Source organism: Xanthomonas sp. 60, from assembly GCF_011761925.1.
Map to the genome: position 1 here is coordinate 24,439 of NZ_JAASQW010000003.1, position 18,595 is coordinate 43,033.

An 18,595-nucleotide genomic window follows, 5' to 3' on the forward strand; every position below is an offset into this window, starting at 1 on the left:
TGGCAGCGCGCCGGTGGAAGAAGAGGCCTGCATCATACCGTGCGACGCTCAGCCTTCCTGTGCAGACGGTCCATCGAGCACAAGCAGCGGGCGGCCGCGCTTGGCACGGAAATAGTTGGTCAGGGCCAGGCTCGCTTCACGGGCCAGCACGCCGCCCTGGACCGTGACGCGATGGTTGTGGCGCGCATCCCCGACCAGATCGAACACGCTGCCGCAGGCACCGGTTTTCGGATCCGTGGCGGCGTATACCAGCCGCGCTATCCGTGCATGCACAAGCGCCATCGCGCACATCGCACACGGCTCGAGCGTCACGTAAAGCGTGCTGCCGAGCAGGCGATGGTTGCCCAGCGCCCGGCCCGCATGGCGCATCGCCACGATCTCTGCGTGCGCACTGGGATCGTGCTCGGCGATGTTGAGGTTCCACCCTTCACCCAAGACCTCCCCCTGCGCGCTGACGAGCACCGCACCGACAGGAATCTCGTCGAACTCACGCTGCGCGCGTCCGGCCAGCGCGAGCGCATGGCGCATCCAGCGCTCATCTGCATCGTGTACCGGCAGCGCCTCAGCCATGACCGTGGTGCGTCCGCAGGAAGGCTTCGAAGGCGGCGAGCGTGGCCGGGCTGACGTGGTGCTCGATCCCCTCGGCATCGCGCCGCGCGGAATCCGCATCCACCCCCAGTGCGAGCAGGAAACGCTCAACCGTCTGGTGGCGCGCCCGGACTTCCTGCGCGAGCGCCTCGCCGGCCGGCGTCAGGAACACGCCACGGTAAGGCCGCTGCACGGCCCACCCTTCCTTGACCAGGCGCTTGAGGGCCTTGGCGACGGTAGGCTGGGCCACGCCCAGGCGGCTGGCGATGTCGACCTGGCGCGCCTCGCGACCGTCGATGATCAGGTCCGCGATGAGCTCCACGTAATCTTCAACCAGCTCGGAGCGGCGGGCCTCGCGCACCTGGGCAAACCCATCCACGTGCAGCTGCGGTGCAGGCAGTGCGGGTTTCGAACGGGTCGCGGACGGCATGCAGGCTCCAGGCCAGGCGGATTCAGCAAAGGCCCATTGTACCCCGGCGCGACGGGCCCGGCCCTGCTGGGCAGGGACTGGCAGGCGAGGCGCGCCGCGCGTTCATCGCTTGTCGAGCAGGTACAGGAACTCGGTGACATGGCGCTCGCGCCCGGCCAGATTGCGGCTGCCGCGGAAGGCGTTGTACCGCGTGTCCATCACGCTCAGGGCGCCCATGCCTTCGAGGGCCTGCTGGAAACGCGCCTGGCCGATGAATCCTTCGGAGTTGTAGGAGATCAGGACAAAGCTGGCACGGACCGCGGCGACGGCATCGAACAGGGCGGTTTCCGCCGCCCGCGCGCGGTTGTAATCCGAACGGTTCCAGTCCTTCGGAATGCCCGACACCCGGCTCACCTCGGCCGGTCGCCGGTAGTCACACAGCAGGTTCAACATGAAGTAGTTCGAGCCGTAAGGATGCTCGTTGTAGGGCGGATCGAAATAGGCCACGTCCACCGGATCAAGCTCGCGGACCAGTTCATTGGCGTCGCGGCGGTGAAGCTGCACCTCGCAGGCGTGACGGCTGAACACCGGCGCCTGCACCTCGATCTCCCGCAGGATCCGGCTCAGCGCATTGCGTGCGTCGCCGCCGAACTGCCCTACCCCGTCGCGGTTCTTGTAGAAGCCCTTGAACACACCGGAGGTATTGGCGTACATGGACGCCTGCGCCAGCACCGGCGACAACAGGAACGGCCGCAACGCGGGCGCGGTATCCGCCAGGGCCGTGCAGAACGTATCCAGGAACAGCGCGTTGCGCCGGGTGTAGAACGCGCGCTCGCCAGGTTGGATATCGGCATCGTCGCGCGGGGCGTACAGCTCGCTGATGAAGCCGGGCGACAGCTCGCCGGCGGTGCACCTGCGCAGCCGTTGCAGCTCCGCCGCCAGGGCCCGGTGATCCACCTCCGCCGCATTCGCCTGATGGCAGGTGTTCACCACCTGGCTGTAACGCTCCAGATCGTTGCAGTGCAGCCGCCGTGCGTGCCTGCGGGCCAGCCGGGCAACCACACCGGAGCCTGAGAAGAGGTCCAGAAAATCGATCTTCGGACGCCCAAGCGCCTGCCGGGCATGCAGCAGCCCCGCCTCGATGAAGGGCAGCAGTGCCCGCTTGTTGCCGAGGTAGGTGATGAGCTGGCTGCGCAGGAAGGTCGCCTCGCCTGCGTCGTCCACGGATGTCATCCGCGCGGGCTTTGCTTCCTCGGCAACGGGCATCAAGACATCGACCATCGTGTCAGGCCGATACGCAATGAAAGAGATGCCCCGCGCATCGTCCGCCACACGCCTTGTCCACGACGCCGTGCCGTGAGCCCCACCCGGGGACGCAGACAGGGCTCAGTGCTGTCCCCCGGAATTCTCCGGACGCCCCGCGCCTTCCCAGTTGCCAGGCTGCTCACCTGCCGGGCACACGCGCAGATACTGCGCGAGCGAATCGTAATCCGCCTGGCTCCAAGGCTTTCCTTTCGGATTGGGATGGCAATACGGCATGATCATGTACGACCCGGTATAGGGCGGCGTGGGCATCCAGCACCGGCTCGCGTTGCGCTGGCCCTGCGTGCAGAAAACGAACGGATCGTTGTTCCGGTACCGCAGGCCTTCGTAATAATCCGACTGGGCGGCAGCGCTCATGCTCGACACCAGTGCGATCAATCCCATCCCGATTCTGGTCTTCATGAAGTTCCTTGCTCCTCAAAGCCCCGCTCACCGGGGTCCTGTGCTGCTGGTGATTGATTAGGCACGCGCCTGGAGCCCGGGCTCAGCGCTGTGGTTCCGCTGCCGACCGCGTGCTTTCCACAAGCGTGGTTTCCAACGACGCCGCTCCTTCCCATTGTCGAGCAGCAGGCGTCGCAGAGAAAGCACTGATCGCCTGCTGGATGCCCCCGTCGTCGGCGGTCCGTGCGGCTGCGAACACGCGGTCAACGAACTCGGAACGGTCCTCGTCCAGCCCCGGAACCGGTCGCTCGACGGCCGCACCGCGGGTACGGAGCTCCTCGAGCGCATCCAACGCGCGTCCATCGCGCCACATCTGCAGATGCAGCTGCGGCGTGGCATCAGCGGGAAGTCGTCCAGTGCGTCCCAGGGTGCCCACCTTGTCGCCCGCCGCGACACGCGAATCGTGCTGCACCGGCAGACTATCCAGGTGACGGTAGCCACTGATCACGCCATCGTCGTGGTGGACCCGCACGCTGTGTCCAGCGGCGCCATTGTTGGGCATGACCGCGGCACGCCCTGCAGCGACGGCAAGGACAGGGTCACCGACTGCACCGTGGATCACGACGCCTCCATCGGGTCCGTTGGCCGCCGCATTCCAGTTGCCCGGAGTCGGCCAGACCAGGGGCTCGTCCCGTGTGCCTGACGAACCGTGCCCTGCCCCCTGCGCGTCGATCGCTACGCTCTGGGTGACAGCGAGCGACTCGCGCGCCGATAGCGTGTCCACCGCGGCCCAGTAGCTGAGGGCAGCCTGCGTCAGGCGGTCGTCCTGCAGGGCGTGGAGCAGAGTGAAGGGCTCGCCCGTGACGCGTGCGTAATCGTTGGCTGCGATGCTGGCCAGTAGATTGGCGCGGGTATCAGCGCGGGAAAACCGACCTCCCTGTGCGGCCTCCTGCAGGGATGCATATCCCTCGATTCCCTGCTGCCGGGCCACATGGACATCCAGGGCCGTGGGGTGATCGGAGCCAAAGAGCAGGCGTCCCTCCCTTGAAGCAAGTTCCGACTGGATCCGCGCATAGGTGCTGGCCAGTCCAGCCGCCAGCGCGACCGGATCGGCATCAGCTGCGGCAACCCCGCCGGATGAAGAAGGGAGATCCGATGCGTTTGCCAGCGACTGCTCCTGCAAACGCGCGTAGCGCAGCAGTTCGTCGGTGGAGATCGCATGCTCTGAAGACGCGGCTTCCAGCGCCTGCGTGACAGCAACACGGTAGGACACAGCCATCGATGGCTCCTCAGATGAAGTGAAACTGTGGCGGGCCACAGAACGTCAACCGGACTCTATCCGTGAGTCATGTACAGGGCGGTCAACTCGAAAAGTGGATCAGGGCAGATACCGCCCGGCTTTCGCGTCGAAGGTATAGGTTAGCCCATCCAGCGGGGGTGGGCCACCTGCCGCCGTCGGGGCGCAGGTGCGGGAGGGTTCGGCGGGAATGAGCAGCGAAGGCAGCCCCTCGCCGCCAGCGGGGCCAAAGGCAAGCGATCCTGCCCCGGCCGTAACGCCCTGATCCTCCTCCAGCCCGGCCAGGACGCTGCCGAGGTACCCCCAGCGACGAAATGGCAGGGAATCGGCATTCAGCGGATCGAACAAGAACAAGGCGTAGCGCAGATAACCCGATCCGTTGAAAAAGCTGCGGGTCGGTACGGCCAGCAGAAGACGGCCATCGGTGGTTGCCTGCGACAACACCGGGCGCTGGGGGTCCAGCGGGTCGGGCTGATCATTGCAGCCGAACTCGCCGACATAGCCATCGGTTTCCAGCTGCAGCCAGCGTCCGGCCGCGGGGTCGCTGTTCGCGCCCGGAGCCCGTGCCGCCATGAAGGTCGCCTGCCCGATCGCCACGCAGCCCGGACGCATCAGCCGCCCGTCCCCTTCCAGCCCGGATCGCGCAGCGGTACGGCACGTCAGCGCGACAAAATAATCCTGGCCAGCGAGGCGGAAGGCGTGCCCCATCCAGAAACTCACAAGGGCGCCATCGTCCACCTCATAACAATGGGCCCCATCGCCGTCGCGCTGGTAAACGATGTACAGCACCGCGTCTGGAGACGGCGGCCGGGGAACGGTCATGCCAGGGTCCTTTTGGATAATCCGTCACAGGCTGGAGCGCATGATACGCCGTCACTGGGTTGCGGGCGCGTTGCGGCCGGACGCCTGCCCTGCCCGGCGCCCCACCGCGCTCATCGACCCGAGGTGTGTGGCGCGTCCTGCTGCTGCGCGCCAGGGTCCGGTGCGAGCGCAGGCACAGGGCCATGCTGCATGGGCAGGCTCGCCGCCTCCGCCCGCTGCTGGAATGTCTGCCCGGCCTCTGAGAGCTGAAGGTCCTGCACCGCGGCGCGGACGGCGTTTCCCGAGCCGGTCTGCGCTGCGTCCAGCAGCTGGCCGACATGGTTGGAGGGACGGCCCGGCCCGGTTGCCGAGGACAGCCCCTCTGCCCCTTTCCCGCCCTCACGGGCCGGCGCCATGCCCCGGCCCGGCTCCCCCGCCTCCACCGGCCCGCGTACTGCGGACACGCCATCCTGTATCCAGCCCACCGGTCCCCGCACGCCCAGGGTTACCGCCCGCCGCAGTGATTCCACGTCCCCGCGGTAATCATCGATCATCCGCACGTTGTCTGCCGCGCGCGCACGGGCTGAGGGGTCCTGGAGGATTGACACATCAGGCCGGCCCTCCCCGTCCACGGGCAGGAAATTGTGCATGCTGTGCGAACCCAGCGAACGACCGGCGGCCACCAGGGCAAGATCCGGCGTGACCGCATCGAGAACGCGGTTGTTGAAGTAACCGGACTGATGCAGCACCGTGATCTCACGCTCGGTCGCATAGCGCATCGTCTCACCGTAATGACCACTGGCCGCGCTCACCGCATCATTGGCCATCACGTGATTGGTGACCCGGCCATTGGGCCCCTCCGGGATACGCCTGTTCAGACTCGCCGAGCCGTAGGCATTGAATGTCTCCCCGCGAAGGTCGTAATGGTGTGCCGCCACCTGCGCCAGCGCGCCACCGAGCGAGTGCCCGGTGACCGTGACCTCCGGTGTCGACTGGCCCGGCTTGGCTTCGAGCGCATGCGCGAAGGCGATGGCACGCCCGGTCAACGCAATCGCGTCTTCCGCCTGGGGGTTGGTACGCGCGACAACCATTGCGCCATCGGCAATCACCGCGTCCTTCCAGATCTCCTCGGTGCCCCGGTGGGCCACCACCACATCGCCTCCTTCCAGGCGTTGATAGATCGTTCCCTGATAGCCGGTCCGCGGATTGTCCGCGTGCTCGACAATCCGATATTCCGCGCCCTCGATGACGTGGATCTCGTCCTGCTCGGCAGGGCGCCGACCAACCGCCAGGTCACGATAGGCGTCATTGGCAAGCCCAGCGTACTCCTGCGATCCGATATTCATGCGCCGTCACCCGTGGCAGATATGAGGATCCGGAAAAACTCGGCGCGCTTGTCGGCGGGCACCTGCTCAAGGTCTTTCTGCCCGAAATCAGCGAAGCCATCCTGTTTCGCGCGTGGGTAGTATCCCCCCCAGTAGTACTTGGCGGCCGTTGCGCCGGCGGCCAACTGGCTCCCCTTGATGCCTGCCACGAACCGTGCGTCCTGCTCAGTGCCGCCTGCACGCAGTGCCACGCGGGCTTCGGTCAATTCCCAGCGGCAGACTCCCCGCCCGTAATAATCCTCGTCCAGGATGCGATCGGCATATACCACACCAGTGAACTCGGTATCAGACAGGCGCGTCAGTTCAAACGTCTCGTTGCTTGTGATCGAGGGAACAGCGCCGGAAAGCGCATCGCGCTTGCCGCATTGCGCAGCATTGACCACATCGTACTGAACCGTGCCGCGCACTGAAGAGAAATCGCCGGGTGCCCCGTCCACACGGATACGCACCCGGAGCGGGTGGCGGGGGGCCGGATTGAGTTTGCGCAGCGGTGTTCCAGCAGTTTCAGGCGGGGTGACGTCATTCATCGTTCGAGTACCTCGGTTCTGGCCAGTGCAGGCGGCGATGGGAAGGATGAGCGCACATACGGCGGCCAGGCGCGCTGGCCAGCGGCGAGGGAATCGAGTGCTCGGAAACAACTGCATGGGAACCTCCTTCGCCGATTTGTCGGAAACAGCTTACCTCGCCCGCATGCGCGCGCCACCTTCCGTGCCCGCGCCCTCACCGCCTTTACAAAGGCTCGGTTAGACTCCGCGACTCCAACCCGGACGAGCCATGATGATGCACAGCCGTGCCCCCTTCAGCGGTATTTCCCTGCTCACTGCGCTGGTCGTGGCAGGCTGCGGCATGGAGCCGCAGGCCGACGCCTCCGCGCCCACCGCCGACACATCTCCCGCAACTGTCACAGCACCGAGCGAACAGAATTCCATGGAAAACTCCACCAGCACTGAAGCTGCAGCGACCGCCAACGCCCCTACCCCGGAGCGCGTGCTTCATCAGATCACCGACGTGGAAGGTAATGGCAAGCTGAGCTATGAGATCAGCAACGGCAGCCACGTGAACTGGTGGCACGGCCTGACCTTCGAGGCCGCTGGAAAGACGTTCTACACCGGCTTTGCCTGGACCACTCCCAACAAATACGGTGCCGCCCGGCAGAGCGGCGCCGTGGATCCGAACGGTAAAGCCACGCTGGCTCACGCGACCTATACGGCAAGCGCATCGGGTTCGGAGAATCCCTGGACGCTGGTGGGCAGTGAATCCTGGATTGGCGAGTTCGGTCACGCCGAGCGCGGCAACAGCATTGATGGCTCACGAAAGGCTGTCCAGTGGAACTCGCCATCGGGCAAGTTCATTCTCGCCCAGCCCAGTGTGGTCACCAAGGACGGCCAGAGCAGCCCTGCGTTCGAGGTCCTCGTGTTCAACCCCGGCGAACTGCAGGGTACCGAAGACCGCAAGTGGCGCCATCTGGGCACCCTTTCGGGGCAGACGCTCGAACTGGTTCCCGACGCAGGTTCGGATATGCCACTGGTGCGGGTGAAGGGTGGTTCAACCGAGGGGGGTGACAAGCCGCACGACTACCGCTACGATTCGGATAACACCACCTACCGGTCGATCTAACGGTAGCGGACCAAAGGATTTGGTCTGGATCGGCCTCGACGTGGAAGCGCAGTGCGCTTCCACGCTGCACGCATGGAGAAAGCGATGCATCATCGAAACTACCCCTGTCTTTCCGCGCAACTGCCGCACAGCCATTTTCCGGTGCCTTCCGGCGTAAGCGCCATTCCGCTCGGGTCGGCGAGCCGTCGCCCGGCAGCGTGCTTGGCTGGCGCCTGCCTCACGCTCTGACGCCTTTCACCGGTCGCTCGCCATGGCGGGCCGATACTGATACGCCTTGGCTTGCCACCGCCTTGACTGCGTCGCGATCTGTGCGGACACCGGCATCCCGACCCTAATCGAGAAATCTTCAAATGCCTGCGATCGATTCTGCGAGTTCCTCCTTGTCCCTCTACGCTACGCGTTCCCTGTTGGCCATCGGGCTGCTTGCCGCCTTGGCCGGATGCAGCGCTGACTCCGCCCCGGCCGCCTCCGGCGCCGTGTCGCCGGAGCCCACCAGCACGGACGCCCCGCCTGCCGCAGGCGCGGTCGCCGACGCGGCGCAGAACCCTGCCGCGCCGGCCACTGAGCTCGACCCGTCCAAGACCGAGCAGATCGTGAAAGAAATGCTGGCCAAAGCCTACGGTGAACAGTCTTTCAAGGCGGCGGACGGTTGCTGGTCACACAGCCTGGACGGTGCCAACGGCGAGGTCGACTACTGCATGAAGCCCGACGCACCCAAGGTCGTAGCGACCGCCTCGGGTACGCAGGTGTATTTCCAGACCTACAGTGACCCCGAAGCGGATGCCTATTCGCTGGTCGATCCCGGCCTGCGTGGACTGTTCGCTGCCACGGTCGCAGCCGACGGCAGCTGGAAGCCTCTGGCGGTCACGCCGGCCATGGATCAAGGGCAGGCGGGAGACTGCGGCTGTCGTAACGCCGAACTTGTGCAGGTGGGTCCGGCCCTCTACGGCTGGAAGTCCACTGCTGGCGGTACCTGGCAGGGCGTCACCGTCGCGATGAATGACCTGCAGGTGCCGATGGACGGGACGTTCCGCAACGTTTCGCGGATTCCTCAATCCGTCGAGTCCGCGCCCCAGGAAACCGTCCGCGTGCAGATCGATCCGCAGGGAGCGCCTGTTGCCGGCTTCTATCCGCTCAAGGCCACCCGCACGCGGGACGGCAAGGACGTCGGCAGCACCGTAGTCGCATTTGATCCTGGGTCCAAGACGTATCCGTGGGCGCAGTGATCCAGCGTTCGATGCCCGTTTGAAAAATCCATAGAAGGAGCTGCAGATGTCAATCAGAGATGTTCGTTGGGCCGCCAACCGCCCACAACTGGAAGCCGCCGCCAAGGCCGCGGGCATCGAAGTAGACGTGATGGTGAAGATTGCCGGATTCGAGTCGGGGTTCAATCCCAATGCGCGCCCGGTTTCCACGTCCAAGCCTGAGCTCAATACCGTCACCCAGTACGACGGCACCAAGGCGATCTCTTCGGCGCATGGCTACGGTCAGTTCCTCAACGGGACCTGGGCGACGATGATCCGGACCTACGGTGAGAAATACGGCGTCAGCAACGCAGCCGACCTCACCGATGCACAGGCCAATGCCCCGGCGTTGCGCGAAGACACGCGGCTCCAGGCTTCGATGCTTGCCGAATTCACCCGTGAGAACATCGAACGAGCAGCGGAATATGGCGGCAAGGACGTGGACGCCAATGTGTATGCCATGCACAACCTGGGGTCGGGTGACGCTGTCAAGTTTCTCGGCGGGCTGCGTGACAACCCCAATGCCCGGGTCGACAGCGTACTGAGCGCCAAAGTCATCTCCGGCAACCCTTCCCTTTACGGCGACGGGAGCATCACGCTGCAGGCCGCCTACGGCAAGATGGGCGACCACATGGACAAGTACCAGGCATACGCCGACGAAGCCACGCGCGGCCTGCCCAGTGGCTCCATCAGCGCCGGCGCGCAGACGGCTGCACCGACCCGCGCGCCACGCGATCCGATGGCCGACGGCGTGCTGGCTCCGGATGAGCGGGGCGCGCCGGTGTCACAGCTGCAACAGCAGCTCAATGCACTGGGCTACACCGGCCGCGATGGGCAGCCCTTGGGCACCGACGGCAGCTATGGTCCCAACACGCGGCACGCCGTGGAGCGTTTCCAGCAGGACCGTGGGCTGGAGGTCGACGGCATCGCCGGACGCGACACGTTGCAGGCGCTCCGCACCCCCGAGCCGCATGCGGCGGCGATGCCCGCCCAAGGCGCAGCGGTGGCGCCGGGCCTCGCCGCAGCCGGCGCAGCGGCGTCTGTCGGCGCTGCGGCCGGTGCGAGCGCGGCAGCGCTGCAGCAGGCGGGCGCTGCCCAGGACGCCAAGGCGCAATCCGCAGCCCCGCTGGCTCAGCCCTCCGCCGCTGCAGGCAGCGAGGGCGTGACGCTCAACCGCGCGTATGAACTGACACGTCAGTTCGACGACGTGAAGTACGGTTTTGGCGACAAGCGCCCTGAGAACGGCCGCGTCGACTGCTCGGGCTGGGTGGTGCGCCTGACCAATCAGACCATGGCCGAAGTGAACGAGCAGGCGGGCCGTGACGTATTCCCCAAGAGCCAGGAATTCAGCCCGGGCATGGACCACGCCGCGCGCATCATCGAGAAGGCGACCGAGCGCTCGGGCGTGGCGCTTTCGGGTGCGCAGGTGAACCGTGAGGCGCTGCGCGAAGGCATGATCATCGGCGAGGACAATGGCGCCAAGGGATGGGACGCTGGCCGCTTCAAAGGCATCGACCACATCACCATGGTCGTGCGTGATCCCACCGATGGCGAGCTGAAGATCAGCCAGTCCCGCGGTGGCGAGGGCGTCGACCTCATGCCACTGGATCGCTATCTGGACCAGAAGAATGCGCGTGGTGTGAAGCTCTTCGCCACCGATCCCCTCGCAGCCGCACGCGACATGATCCAGGAGAAGGACGGTGTGCGCGCAGCAACCACTGAGCGAACGGACGCCAGAGCGGGCCGCTCTGAAAACGAACACGCTGGACCGACGCTGCGTGAGAACAGCCGAGGCACCAACGTCCAGGCCTTGCAGGAAAATCTGAACAAGCTGGGATATACCGACAAGGCCGGCAAGCCTTTGGCGGCAGACGGAATCTTCGGTCATCGTACTGAAGAGGCCGTCAAAGCCTTCCAGCGGGAGAACGGGCTGAGCGTCGACGGTGAGGTCGGCCCCAAGTCACGCGCAGCGCTTGATCGTGCGCAGGACGCTGAGCGTTCGGGCAGCGCGCCGGCTTCCGGCCGTGGCGAGCAAAACGTCACGCAGCCGGCCGGTGGCAGCACCCTGCTCTCATCGCTGCTGGAGGCAGCGCGCAGCGGCGATTCGGCGGCCATGCGCTCGGCCATGTCAGATCTTGCCAATGGACCGACGGGGCGGGCATTCAGCGAAGCCAGCGCGGGTGCGCAGACGCAGGTTGCACAGCAGGACATGGCCAATGATCGCAGCGCTGGCGTTGCCGCAGAGCGCTAAGACCTAAATGGCTTTCCGTGCAGCCCAACATCGTGCTTGAAAGGAGCCGGATTCATTGTCACTGGTGGTACGTTGATGACGGTATGAAGATAGCTGTGATTGCGGGGCCGCGAAAATATTGTGCGTGACTTGGCGCGTTTGCCCCGCGAGTCGTTCAGCTGTCGTCATTACAATCAGACCGTTGGTAAAAGGGGGGTTTTTAGCGCTTTTTTAAAAAGCCCCCTCTTTTACTTGGGACCGTGCACTTTCCATAGACGGCGGCACGGGTACAACGGCTGTTTCTACGTGCATATCATGGGCTCCAAGGGCGAGGTAGCGGTGCCGACGGACACCGTCGATGCGCTCAGGTCACCCGACGAGTGCTTTCGCATGACTGATATTGTCTTTAGTGCGGACAAGATTACGGCAAAGTACAGGTTGGCGCCGTTGCGTTCGCCCCGGTTGGAAATTGACCGGGTGCGAGGCGAAATCCAAACCTTGGGCGCTCCATCCACGTTCCACGGCATCTGCAGACCCTACGATCCAGCTGCTGTGCGTAACGCTTTCTGAGACACCATTGCGGTCAAGAAGAATCAGGACTTGGCGTACGTAGCGCATGCGCAAGGATTGTTTGCGGGGCACCATCACACCCAGTAATGCATGCGATGGCCCGCCGCTCCTTGCTCGCGCCATGCGGTTAATGAAGCGGCCTAGACCACAGCTGGTCATCATCGTCGGCGCTCGGTGACGCCGCCGTAGGCTGTAGAACGAAATCCAGTCAGCGATCGCGCTGAAGGGATGCACCTGGCTCTCTGAGCGGTGGCAGTGCACGCACTGCGTCTTCGGCATCCTGATTACCCGCTCCTATATTCTGCCCTGCCATGGGCAGTGTGGAGGGTCATCATGGCCAGCTCCAACACGGCCGCGCCCATGCCGCTCCTCCCGATGGATGACAGCGGCGCCCAAAGCCGCCGAGGCGTGCTGCACTCGATCATCACGGCCGAACTGAGCTGCACCATCAACACTGACATCAGCAATCCCATTACGTCACGCGGAAAGGCCTGAGTGGGATTACCGTGAAATCAACGCTCCCATTTTATGCCATTGCAGCTTATGCCATTGCAGCAATATACGCCGCCCGGGATACGCGCGCCCGCTGGCAAGACTATTTTCTTATGTGCTTGGCGGTGCGTCAGTAAATCGAGCACCCGCTTCTGATAGCTTGGCAGTCGGAACCGCAGCGCCTGACAGCCTCTGCTTCTAAACTTTCCAAAGGACCGCTTTCGGGCGAATTGTAGTAGATCGTCCAGTTCTCCTCGCCGAAAGCCAAGGCAGCGCAGGTATTGACAAATGTTTTCTCTACGCGACAGTCATTGCCGCCATTACGCGCACAATCTTGATTTGCCAGCTTTTTTGCTTGCCTCTCAGACTCGGCGTTGATGGTCCACCCAAACTTTCCTCCCAAGCCAAGAGACAGAGCACCCCAGCGGTTCGGCGTTCGACGATCCCCTCGCTGCGAGATGCCAGCGCCCGGCACAACCACCGTGTTGTATCCAGTCGATCCTGGCTGATATTGCGCGAATGCGTTGGGTGAGACAACAGCTAACAAAATTGACAATGCGATTTTGGCATTGATAGCTCTTGACACCGAAGCTTCAGCCCTTATGCCAGAAGAACTAAAGGGTATGTTAGGCAATTTCACATTCTATCTCCGCTTGCCATTTTCGGTCATTTTTTGATCAGTTTCGGGATTTACATAGTCCTGCTTGTAATCCAAAATCTGACCCGTGCTATTCCTGCCCAGGTTACCCAAGCTCGAATTAGCTGCGAACTGGCCAAGTGTCCCGTTGAAGAACATCGCGGCAATCGGCGGCGTCATCACCATCAGTACTGACGACAGCAACCCTATTCCGCCCTGCTGAATGGCCGCGGAATTGAGGTCGCCGCCGAAACCGAGGCCTCCCGACATCCCACTGGAGGCCGCGTAGGCCACCAGCGTTGCGGCCGCTGTCACCGCGACAAGTTTGGTCGCCAGTGACACCATGAAGGCGAGCACGGCCATCGAGAACATTGTACCGACCCCGTAGAGCAACCATCTCTTGAACAGCTCTCTCGTCTGGTCGAAGACCAGGCAGAGAATGAACAGTGGACCAAAGCCGACAAAAAGTACCAAGGCGAGCTTGTAAAGAAGCAGCATGGCGCCGCCAATGACTGAGGGTCCGCACGGCTTCAAGCCTTTTCTTGCCCTTTACGTCCTGCGATCAGACATCAAAAGCCCTCATGCACGACCCTGCACCCCGCGCCACACAGCTCGCGTGCCGCTCGACGCCAACTCTTCTGAGCATCTTGAACCTGCTCGGCGCAACTCCATGCCGTGCGCCGTGATTGGGGCAACGAGGTAGCCGAAAGCGCGCGACGCGCGTCTTGACGGCTCGCCCTCTAACGGTCATTAAGTAAAAATATTAACAACATTAGAGTGTTGACCAATCACGCTCACCAGGAAACTTTTGACTCAAGAAGTGAAACATTAACACTCCTACGACCCTGTAGCGTTGAATTCTCCGCCAGCAGCAGTCGAGCCTAATTACATCTGTTCCAGGCGCTAATTCTCTTCAAAGTGAACAACCACTACGAATAATGGTGCACTCAGTGCCGCATCTCGAAAGCGCTTCCAGTTCAAGTTCCCGCAAACTCGACTTGCGAGGCGGTGCAAAACTCGTAGTCCAGTTGTCTACACCCCATGCGAGTGCTCCGCATGTGTTCACAAACGTCTGTTCCACCAAACAATCGGGACTCCCATTCCGCGCACAATCATCCTGTGCCATGCGTTTGGCTTCCTCTTCCGTCCTAGCTCCCATGCTCCACCCGAACTTTCCCCCTGTACCCAACGAGAGGGCGCCCCACCTGTTCGGCGAACGGGCCGCGTCTTTGCCAAGGGCATTGCCAGGTACGACCACGGTATTGTATCCCGTGCTACCCGGCTGATACTGAGCATGAAGAGTAAGTGGCATTAGGAGAACTGCGATAGACACTACTGCCAAGGCTCGCTCGATTCTCATACAAATCCCTGTATTCGATATCCAAATAAAAAATAACCCAGCCAACGTCGGAGCCGTTTAGAAACACCTAACTAATCCTGACGCCTCTTATCCGAAAGGTATGTATCTAACGGTCGCACAGCCCCACAACAAGCCGCGATTTTTCTCATTGGGACTACCCAAGTTGGATTCACGCACGACGCTTAGCTCAGAAAAAATTGCAGCCTTTGTAAGCCAAGGTAGCTGCACTTGGAATCCAAGAGCTGGAGCCCGCTGTTCCTACTCCAAATACGAACGCTGGACCAAGTGCGAACTAACCCAGCTGCCTCTGGAGAGCTCATGACGCCTGGCGGCGCCATAAGCTCTTATGAGGACATAAATACGGCGTAGAGGTCAAACGTATCGCTGCGAGCGTAGATACAATTCTTTACCTGATCAAGCATGTGATCCCTACGGGCATTAGACGTCCGATGGTACGTGGCAAGAACGCGGTCAATACCGTCCGCGAACTCAAAGGGAACAACCGCTTCGGACAATTTTGCATTCGGCGCCACACCTTCCAAGCACCTTGGCCTCTAGTTTATGAAGTGTCATGCTCTGGGGCGGAGCATAACTTGCAGACCAGTTTTCCGGTCCGAACGCGACGGCACCGCAGGAATTGACAAACGTACCTTCGACTTCACATTCGGCACCACCATTGCGGACACAATCGGCAAGTGCAGCTCGCCGCGCTTCACGCTCTGACCTCGCTCCAGTGGTCCATCCAACCGTCCCCCTGATCCCTGCGAAAAAGCACCCCAGCTATTCATAGAGCCAGTACCAAACTTCCCAAGAGAGTTCCCGGGAACTACAACCGTGTTGTATCCGGCACTACCAGGATGGTACTGGGCAGACGCGTTAAAAGCGCCAAATGAGATCAATAAAAATTCCAACGACAGAGCAGATATGCGGTTCATGATTGGCCCTCGAAGCAATGCAACCCCCTAAAGGTCGCCTTTATTTCATAGCCGAGGCCGCCAGCTCGGAAACACTCCTCGCTCGCCAGCCGCGTAGCCTCGCGGTCTGAGGGCGCACCAAGAACCCAGCCAAACTTATGTCCGGGGGGTTGGGAATATGCGCCCCAGCAACTACAGGCGTTTCGTTCGCTCGCGATGCAACTCGTAGGAATTATCACGGAATTGTATCCGGGCGTACCGGGTTGGTACGGCGCCTTACAGACAAGAGGCAGGCCTCCTGCTACAGCAACACCGATGCGACAAGTACGTATCTCGCGGCCGCACAGCTCCTCTACCAGCCACGATTTTTCTGAGTGAGCCCTCAGAGCGAGCAGTCGCTACGAACAATTTTGCATCCGGCACCGCAACGTTCGAGCGCATCAGCCTCCCGCTCCGACTGACTTGATTTTTCCGGAGGGGCATAAGTTAAGGCCCAGGCTTCCGGACTCCAAGCGAGCGCGCCGCACGAATTAACGAACGTCCCTTCGATCTTACATTCAGTACCGCCGCTGCGGATGCAGTCGTCCTGCGCCCTAACCCGAGCCTCACTCTCCGTTTCCGCTCCAGAGCTCCAGCCGAACTTACCCCCTGCCCCCCGAGAAAGTGCTCCCCAGCGATTAACTGAGCGAGTGCCGTTTTTTCCAAGAGAATTGCCGGGCACGACGACCGTGTTGTATCCCGTACTACCTGGCTGATATTGAGCATACGCGCCGAAGGATGACGCACAGATCAATAGAGATCCCACAAACATAGCTGACATGCGCTTCATGATGACCTCTCAAACCAAGCAACCTGCACCAAACTGAACGCCCTACTCGGGACGCGGCTCACACTTGAAATCTACTGATTATTGGGCCCGCTTACCTTGGATTCGCTCGAATTATCAGGCCGCGCACAATCCTGCCTTTAATCCGAAACCTGACCCGTGCTGCTTACAGCCAAGTTACCGAAGCTCCAATTGGCTGCGAACGGATTCAACGTTCCGTTGAGAAACGTCGGGGCAACTGTCAGCGTCATTCGTATAAAAGCTGACATCAGCAATGCTATTGCGCCCCGCCGAAAGGCCCGAGCGGGATTATCCTAGAATCACCGCTCCATTATCGCCATTGAAGCGATGTGCGCCACCAGGGATACATGGATCCTCTGGCAAGGCTATTTGCTGTGCGCTTGGCGGTAGCGTTAGTAAATCGAGCACCCGCTTCTGGCAATTTGACAGCCGGAACCGCAGCGCTTTACGGCCTCGGCTTCCACAGTTTCCAGTGGTCCGTTTTCGGGGGAATCGTAGTAGATCGTCCAGTCCTCCTCGCCTAAAGCCAAGGCAGCGCAGGTATTGACAAATGTTGTCTCTACGCGACAGTCATTGCCGCCACTACGTGCACAATCTTGATTTGCCAGCTTTTTAGCTTGCCTCTCAGACTCGGCGTTGATGGTCCACCCAAACTTTCCTCCCAAGCCAAGAGACAGAGCACCCCAGCGGTTCGGCGTTCGACGATCCCCTCGCTGCGAGATGCCAGCGCCCGGCACAACCACCGTATTGTATCCAGTCGATCCTGGCTGATATTGCGCGAATGCGCTGGGTGAGACAACAGCTAACAAAATTGACAATGCGATTTTGGCATTGATAGCTCTTAACACCGAAGCTTCAGCACTTATGTCAAAAGAACTAAAGGGTATGTTAAGCAATTTCACACTCTATCTCCGCTTGCCATTTTCGGTCATTTTTTGATCAGTTTCGGGATTTACATAATCCTGCTTGTAATCCACAATCTGACCCGTGCTATTCCTACCCAAGTTACCGAAGCTCGAATTAGCTGCGAACTGGCCAAGTGTCCCGTTGAAGAACATCGCGGCAATCGGCGGCGTCATCACCATCAGCACTGACATCAGCAATCCCATTCCGCCCTACGGCCATCGAGAACATTGTGCTGACCCCGTAGAGCAACCACTTCTTGAACAGCTTTTTCATCTAGTCGAGGACTAGGCAGAGAACGAGCAGTGGACCGAAGCCGACAAAAAGCACCAAGGCGAGCTTGTAAAAAACCAGCGTGGCGACGCCAATGAGTGAGGGCCCCGGACGGCTTCAAACCTTTCTTGCCCCTTACGTCCTGCGATCAGACATCAACACCCTTCACGCACGACCGTGCACCCTGCACCACACAGCTTGAGTGCCGCTCGACGCAACTCTTCTGGGCGTCTCGAACCTGTTGGACGCAACTCCATGCCGTAGTTCTCGGTTCCCAACGCGAGTGCACCGCATTGATTCAGGAAGGTCTTTTCGACACGGCAATCCTCGCCACCACTCTCTGCGCAATCGGCCTCGGCAGCACGCCGCGCCTCAGGCTCGCTAGGCAGTCCATTCGACCAGCCATATTTGAATGCAATGCCCATGGCAAATGCACCCCACCGGTCTCCGGGCTTCGCCAGCATCTCGTCCAGCCAGTCCTGCTGCTCACCCGTGGTACTCGCTGTAGGGGCTGAGCCGGCAACAGCGGGACTCGCACTCACGAGCGGCGGGAATGAGAACATGAACAGTGCGACCAAGACACGGAACGATCTCACTTCAATCCCTCTCACCTGAAAACACGAAAAACTTGGAGATCTGTGCCCACCTCCTCGCCGCCAGGACGGGCTTGCATCATAGACCGCTCTACCGTATTGCCCCAGAACTGTTTGATCCCTGCAAGCATAGCGTTCGCAGATGCCAGCGACCGCAATGTAGACAGCAATACGCGCAGATGGCAACAAAAACCCCCTAAAGCAACGAAGTTTCCAAGGATTCGGCTGCAGGGCTATAACGGACAGCTACTGCGAATGATGGTGCAATCAGGTCCGCATCTCGCCAGCGCATCAGCTTCCACTTCTTCAAGACTCAGCTTCCTTGGCGGAGCGGCTCTGGTCGCCCAGTTGTCTATACCCCAAGCAAGAGCACTGCATGCATTCACGAACGTCTGCTCGACCTCGCACTGCGTACCTCCGTTACGAACGCAGTCAGCCTGCGCCATTCTGCGCGCTTCTCGCTCGGTCCTCGCACCTTCACTCCAGCCAAACTTGCCCCCAACGCCGAGGGAAAAAGCGCCCCAGCTGTCCGGCTCCCTCCGCGATTCCTTGCCGAGAGAATTACCTGGCACGACGACGGTGTTGTACCCCGTACTGCCTGGTTGGTACTGCGCATAGGCAGTCGTCGGCGAGGATGCGACGAGCAGGAGGAAGATAATCGGCGGTAGTGCTTTTTTCATTCGGATATCCTTGATCAGCCCACCTATGCAGAGGCAGACCATTTGATTGCA

The 18,595-nt window shown here is 61.6% G+C and carries 20 protein-coding genes and 1 pseudogene; 4 read left to right on the forward strand and 17 right to left on the reverse strand.

What is annotated here, in order from left to right; all coding sequences use genetic code 11:
* Nucleotides 1-48: 48 nt before the first annotated feature.
* From tadA to FHY09_RS07080, 8 genes and pseudogenes are all read right to left on the reverse strand, one after another.
* On the reverse strand, nucleotides 49-570 hold the full coding sequence (gene tadA / locus FHY09_RS07045; RefSeq protein ID WP_166925596.1) for a tRNA adenosine(34) deaminase TadA: 522 nt from the start codon (nucleotides 568-570) through the stop codon (nucleotides 49-51).
* Nucleotides 563-961: pseudogene (gene mntR, locus FHY09_RS07050) on the reverse strand (manganese-binding transcriptional regulator MntR); the annotation flags it as partial. The gene tadA and the pseudogene mntR, both read right to left, overlap by 8 nt.
* 159 nt (nucleotides 962-1,120) lie before the next feature.
* Entirely contained in the window at nucleotides 1,121-2,221 is a 1,101-nt protein-coding gene (locus FHY09_RS07055) for a DNA adenine methylase (RefSeq protein WP_208407656.1), read from the reverse strand.
* Between the two features lie 162 nt (nucleotides 2,222-2,383).
* Nucleotides 2,384-2,677, reverse strand: coding sequence for a hypothetical protein (locus FHY09_RS07060; protein WP_166925601.1), 294 nt, complete (start codon nucleotides 2,675-2,677; stop codon nucleotides 2,384-2,386).
* A gap of 127 nt (nucleotides 2,678-2,804) precedes the next feature.
* Nucleotides 2,805-3,980, reverse strand: a complete 1,176-nt coding sequence (locus FHY09_RS07065) for a M23 family metallopeptidase (protein ID WP_166925603.1) — start codon at nucleotides 3,978-3,980, stop codon at nucleotides 2,805-2,807.
* Nucleotides 3,981-4,079: 99 nt separating this feature from the next.
* Nucleotides 4,080-4,820 (reverse strand): hypothetical protein, encoded by a 741-nt coding sequence (locus tag FHY09_RS07070; protein WP_166925605.1) that lies wholly within the window; start codon nucleotides 4,818-4,820, stop codon nucleotides 4,080-4,082.
* Between the two features lie 110 nt (nucleotides 4,821-4,930).
* Nucleotides 4,931-6,145 carry a lipase family protein gene (locus FHY09_RS07075; RefSeq protein ID WP_166925607.1) on the reverse strand — a complete coding sequence of 405 codons (1,215 nt, stop codon included), beginning with the start codon at nucleotides 6,143-6,145 and terminating at the stop codon, nucleotides 4,931-4,933.
* Nucleotides 6,142-6,711: a hypothetical protein gene (locus tag FHY09_RS07080; protein ID WP_166925610.1), complete on the reverse strand. Its 570-nt coding sequence runs from the start codon at nucleotides 6,709-6,711 to the stop codon at nucleotides 6,142-6,144. The genes FHY09_RS07075 and FHY09_RS07080 overlap by 4 nt, the downstream gene beginning before the upstream one ends.
* A 247-nt stretch (nucleotides 6,712-6,958) precedes the next feature.
* Here FHY09_RS07080 and FHY09_RS07085 point away from each other — a divergent pair, with 247 nt between their 5' ends.
* The 4 genes from FHY09_RS07085 (at nucleotide 6,959) to FHY09_RS07100 (ending at nucleotide 12,340) form a co-directional block, all read left to right on the forward strand.
* Nucleotides 6,959-7,801, forward strand: a complete 843-nt coding sequence (locus FHY09_RS07085; RefSeq protein ID WP_166925612.1) for a hypothetical protein — start codon at nucleotides 6,959-6,961, stop codon at nucleotides 7,799-7,801.
* Between the two features lie 350 nt (nucleotides 7,802-8,151).
* Nucleotides 8,152-9,027: a hypothetical protein gene (locus tag FHY09_RS16360; RefSeq protein WP_208407658.1), complete on the forward strand. Its 876-nt coding sequence runs from the start codon at nucleotides 8,152-8,154 to the stop codon at nucleotides 9,025-9,027.
* 46 nt (nucleotides 9,028-9,073) lie between these two features.
* Complete coding sequence (locus FHY09_RS07095) at nucleotides 9,074-11,296, forward strand: peptidoglycan-binding protein (RefSeq protein WP_166925614.1); 2,223 nt, start codon at nucleotides 9,074-9,076, stop codon at nucleotides 11,294-11,296.
* Between the two features lie 882 nt (nucleotides 11,297-12,178).
* Complete coding sequence (locus FHY09_RS07100; protein ID WP_166925616.1) at nucleotides 12,179-12,340, forward strand: hypothetical protein; 162 nt, start codon at nucleotides 12,179-12,181, stop codon at nucleotides 12,338-12,340.
* A 127-nt stretch (nucleotides 12,341-12,467) separates the two neighbouring features.
* Here the strand turns inward: FHY09_RS07100 and FHY09_RS07105 are convergent, their stop codons facing one another.
* The 9 genes from FHY09_RS07105 to FHY09_RS07145 all read right to left on the reverse strand — a co-directional run bounded on the left by FHY09_RS07105 (nucleotide 12,468) and on the right by FHY09_RS07145 (nucleotide 18,586).
* Nucleotides 12,468-12,977, reverse strand: coding sequence for a DUF4189 domain-containing protein (locus tag FHY09_RS07105; RefSeq protein WP_166925618.1), 510 nt, complete (start codon nucleotides 12,975-12,977; stop codon nucleotides 12,468-12,470).
* 3 nt (nucleotides 12,978-12,980) lie between these two features.
* Nucleotides 12,981-13,508: a type IV secretion system protein gene (locus tag FHY09_RS07110; protein ID WP_456362726.1), complete on the reverse strand. Its 528-nt coding sequence runs from the start codon at nucleotides 13,506-13,508 to the stop codon at nucleotides 12,981-12,983.
* Nucleotides 13,509-13,887: 379 nt separating this feature from the next.
* The gene (locus tag FHY09_RS07115) at nucleotides 13,888-14,334 is read right to left on the reverse strand and encodes a DUF4189 domain-containing protein (protein ID WP_166925622.1); all 447 of its coding nucleotides are present in this window, start codon (nucleotides 14,332-14,334) and stop codon (nucleotides 13,888-13,890) included.
* A gap of 489 nt (nucleotides 14,335-14,823) precedes the next feature.
* A complete protein-coding gene (locus FHY09_RS07120) occupies nucleotides 14,824-15,114 on the reverse strand; it encodes a DUF4189 domain-containing protein (protein WP_166926550.1) in 291 nt (96 codons plus the stop codon).
* 516 nt (nucleotides 15,115-15,630) lie between these two features.
* The gene (locus FHY09_RS07125) at nucleotides 15,631-16,077 is read right to left on the reverse strand and encodes a DUF4189 domain-containing protein (RefSeq protein WP_166925625.1); all 447 of its coding nucleotides are present in this window, start codon (nucleotides 16,075-16,077) and stop codon (nucleotides 15,631-15,633) included.
* 410 nt (nucleotides 16,078-16,487) lie between these two features.
* Complete coding sequence (locus FHY09_RS07130; RefSeq protein WP_166925627.1) at nucleotides 16,488-16,997, reverse strand: DUF4189 domain-containing protein; 510 nt, start codon at nucleotides 16,995-16,997, stop codon at nucleotides 16,488-16,490.
* 3 nt (nucleotides 16,998-17,000) lie between these two features.
* Nucleotides 17,001-17,192, reverse strand: a complete 192-nt coding sequence (locus FHY09_RS07135; protein WP_166925629.1) for a hypothetical protein — start codon at nucleotides 17,190-17,192, stop codon at nucleotides 17,001-17,003.
* Between the two features lie 234 nt (nucleotides 17,193-17,426).
* Nucleotides 17,427-17,834: a DUF4189 domain-containing protein gene (locus tag FHY09_RS07140; protein WP_456362759.1), complete on the reverse strand. Its 408-nt coding sequence runs from the start codon at nucleotides 17,832-17,834 to the stop codon at nucleotides 17,427-17,429.
* Nucleotides 17,835-18,097: 263 nt separating this feature from the next.
* Entirely contained in the window at nucleotides 18,098-18,586 is a 489-nt protein-coding gene (locus FHY09_RS07145; RefSeq protein WP_456362727.1) for a DUF4189 domain-containing protein, read from the reverse strand.
* Nucleotides 18,587-18,595 lie beyond the last annotated feature (9 nt).